Origin of the sequence: Photobacterium sp. OFAV2-7, from assembly GCF_022347985.1 — a bacterium.
Classification (GTDB): domain Bacteria; phylum Pseudomonadota; class Gammaproteobacteria; order Enterobacterales; family Vibrionaceae; genus Photobacterium.
Genome location: NZ_JAKRFQ010000562.1, coordinates 1 through 3,418 on the forward strand (window position 1 = coordinate 1; position 3,418 = coordinate 3,418).

At 48.4% G+C, this 3,418-nt stretch carries 4 protein-coding genes; all 4 read right to left on the minus strand.

Going from position 1 to position 3,418, the window contains the following annotated elements:
- Positions 1-225 precede the first annotated feature (225 nt).
- Positions 226-1,038, minus strand: coding sequence for a VacJ family lipoprotein (locus MHN01_RS20875; protein WP_239413199.1), 813 nt, complete (start codon positions 1,036-1,038; stop codon positions 226-228).
- Between the two features lie 75 nt (positions 1,039-1,113).
- A complete protein-coding gene (gene ccmI, locus MHN01_RS20880; RefSeq protein WP_239413200.1) occupies positions 1,114-2,337 on the minus strand; it encodes a c-type cytochrome biogenesis protein CcmI in 1,224 nt (407 codons plus the stop codon).
- Positions 2,337-2,843 (minus strand): cytochrome c-type biogenesis protein, encoded by a 507-nt coding sequence (locus MHN01_RS20885; RefSeq protein WP_083651792.1) that lies wholly within the window; start codon positions 2,841-2,843, stop codon positions 2,337-2,339. The genes ccmI and MHN01_RS20885 overlap by 1 nt, the downstream gene beginning before the upstream one ends.
- Entirely contained in the window at positions 2,840-3,394 is a 555-nt protein-coding gene (locus MHN01_RS20890; protein WP_075764010.1) for a DsbE family thiol:disulfide interchange protein, read from the minus strand. The genes MHN01_RS20885 and MHN01_RS20890 overlap by 4 nt, the downstream gene beginning before the upstream one ends.
- Positions 3,395-3,418: the final 24 nt, after the last annotated feature.

The following is a 3,418-nucleotide window of genomic DNA, read 5'->3' on the forward strand; positions in this document are numbered from 1 at the left end:
GATCTATATGAAACCTAACCCCTATAATTCAAATCTCAAATCTCAAATCTCAAATCTCAAATCTCAAATCTCAAATCAAGGACTGTAACTGTTTAAAATGAGACGATATAAATATCTTGCCGATGCCTTTGCATATATCTTTGAATACGCAAAGTAAATACATCAAAATAAATACCAGAATAAATCACTCACAAGTGACCTAGTCTGGCTTTCAGTTATTTATGTCTAGTAATCATCGACTTCGTCCAAAAACTCATCCAGATACTCTTCATCCTCAGGCTCTTCAGGCAGGCTTTCGCCGCCTAGGGCACGGAAGTTCTTGTTCTGAATGTAGGCATCTCGGGTGAAGATATATGGATCTGGCGAGTCTTTTAACAAACTCTCTTGCGAGACAAGTGCTGCGCGGTCTTCCATCCCTTCAAAGGCCCATTTACCCAGGCTCTGCCAGAATGTAAGCAGGTTAAGCGGGAAGTAGAGACCATCAACATAGTCACCGGCACCTTCACGAAGTGTAACGGGACCATAAAGCGGAACCATAAAATACGGTCCGTTTGCAACACCGTAGTAACCCATAGAATCACCAAATGCACGTTCACCTGGCTTAGTGATATCTGCCGCTGTTGCGATATCAATCAAACCGGCAAGGCCGAACACGGAGTTGATCCAAAAGCGGTTGAAGTGGGTAACAGCTTGCTCGCCATCGAGCATGATGATGCTGTTGACCATATTGGCCGGCTCATCCAGGTTAGACAGAAAATTACGGATCCCTGTTCTCACTGGTGAAGGCACGTAGTCAACATAAGCCAGAGATACCGGACGAGCGATATACGGGTCAAGATAATCGTAATTCAGTGTCCACATGGCCCGGTTGAAGCCTTCAAACGGGTCATAGGTACCTTCGACAGTATATTCTGTTGCCTGCTCGCTATATTCAGCGTTGGTGTCAGCACCTGAGCTGACAGACTCATCGTTTGGTGTCTCGGCACAGCCTGAAAGACCCAGAATAAGAAGTAGTGATAAAAGGGTTATTCTTTTCAAAGGATTATTCCACAGATATAAAAAAGCAGACTGGACAATGATATCCAGCCTGCTCCATGAGTTCCAGCGATGTTATCAGTATTGTTTATTTATCTGCACATTTGTGGAACCACCGAGCGAAATCACATCACTCTGGCCATACCAATCGCCCTTTTTGGTCATTACATTGCCATCAGTGTCGATACGTGCCTTGACGACCATTGTCGGCAGCGATGACATCAAACGCTCAGGTATCATGCTGTCGCTGTCACTCAATGTCAGCGTCAGCGGGAACTGAGATAGCGGCATTCGACGCGCCGCTACAGGCATAGGCGCGCCATCAGCTGAATGTACAGAGACAATAACGATTCCTTGTGATGGTAATGTCACTGATGGATCAAGCTCAACCTTCACCGAAACAGTTTTCGGATTCGCTGCTTGTTCGCTTGCCTGAGTGATCTGAGCCTGCGCCCGCTCAATACTGCGGTCCAGCATTTTGGCACGAGGATCATCTTCACCAATCATCCGCTTCATCATTGTCCAGTAAGAGACAGCCTGCGGATAATCACCACGCTCAAATGAGTCAAACGCCAGCAAAGACATTGCTCGGATATTCGTATGATCCTGCTTGATCACATTACGCAGTAGTTGGCGCGCATAATCGCTCTTGGCCGGATCACCAATCAGCATCAGCGTCTGGGCATAGCTTAGCTGGATTTCCGGGTTGCCCGGCTCCAATGCATAAGCACGCTTCATCGCCCCCTGCGCAGTATCAGCATCGCGGTTTGCCATACCAATTCGGCCAAGCAACAACCAACCTGTGGCATCATCCGGATTGTCGTGCAAACGGGTACGCAGAGCCAAGGTCAGATCGTTCATCTCAGCATCGCTTAGTGGTTCGGCTCCCTGCTCGTCCATCAAACGCTTTGATAGCTCAGGTAGCTGCGCTACGGTCTGCTGCCAGGACTCCACCTTGTCGAGGTTACCGACGGTGAAATACATACCGTACGATATCGCCACCAGCATGATAAGCCCCGGAATCAACATAACTGTACTAACTACCGTTTTTTGCTGCTCGGTCTGGGCCGGTACATCATCCAGCAGTGACTGTTGCAACTCAGAAACCAGCTCATCCTGATTCGAGACCAAGCCTTCGCTAGTTTCACTTTCCAGCTCGTTAATACGGTCTTTGAAGAAGGCCTTGTTCAGCTCGTCACGGCTAGCGACGTCATCTTGTGCCTTGCCAAGATACATTGGCGCGACAAAAATGGCCGCAGCAACCAAAACCAAAGCAACGGTTATTAGCCAAAACAGCGTCATTACTTCACCTTCCCGTCGTTATTCGGATTTTGTTGTTCCATCTCTTTCAACAGCGCTTTCAGGCGTTGCTCTTCATCAGCTTCCAACTCTGGCGCTGCCTGTTTGTCTGCCGTTTTGCGAGAACGCATAACCAGCACGGTAAAACCAATGAATACGAACAACAATGGTCCAGCCCACAGGATGATTGTCGATAGCATCAGCGGCGGATCGTAAGTAACGAAGTTACCGTAGCGCGCAATCATGTAGTCGACTACATCTTGCTCACTTTTACCTTCGCTCAGCATATCATACGCTTTCTGGCGCATATCTTTGGCCAGTTCAGCATTCGAGTCTGCAATTGTATTGTTCTGACACTTAGGACAACGCAGTGTTGCCGTCAGGTTCTGGAATGCTTTTTCCTGCTCTGCGGATTCAAACTCATAGACATCGATAGCAGCCGACGCAGGAAGAGCCGCAGCAAATACCAACCCGAAAGCCAGCAGCATGGCACTAATTTGTTTCATCATCCCTTCGCTTCCTCCAGCAACGCCTGATACATCGGCTGTAGAGTATCAGCCCAGTTTCGCTCGTTCACATCACCAACATGGCGATAACGAACAATACCGTTGGCATCAATCAGGAAGGTCTCCGGCGCGCCGTAAACACCCAGATCCATACCCAACATGCCGTTACCATCAAACAGACTATGAATGTACGGGTTGCCCAGCTCATTGAGCCAACGGACAGCCTTAAGACGCTCATCCTTATAGTTAAGGCCAATAATCTTTACCCCGTTGCTTGCCAGCTCGTTAAGGTAGGTGTGCTCCGCGTAGCAGGTCGGACACCAGGTTGCCCAGACATTCAACAGCAGAGGCTCTCCCTTGAAGATATCCTGCTCATACAGCTTGCCGGCTTCGACCAAATCTTCCAACTTGAAATCAGGTACCGGCTTACCGACCAGTACCGACTCCAGCTTGGTCGGATCATCGCCTTCGGCATTACGAGTAAGCTGAACCATAAAGACCAGCGCCAATGCCAAAAACAGTACCAGAGGTACAAACAATAATTTCTTATTCATCATTTAACCTCAGCTTTCTTGGCA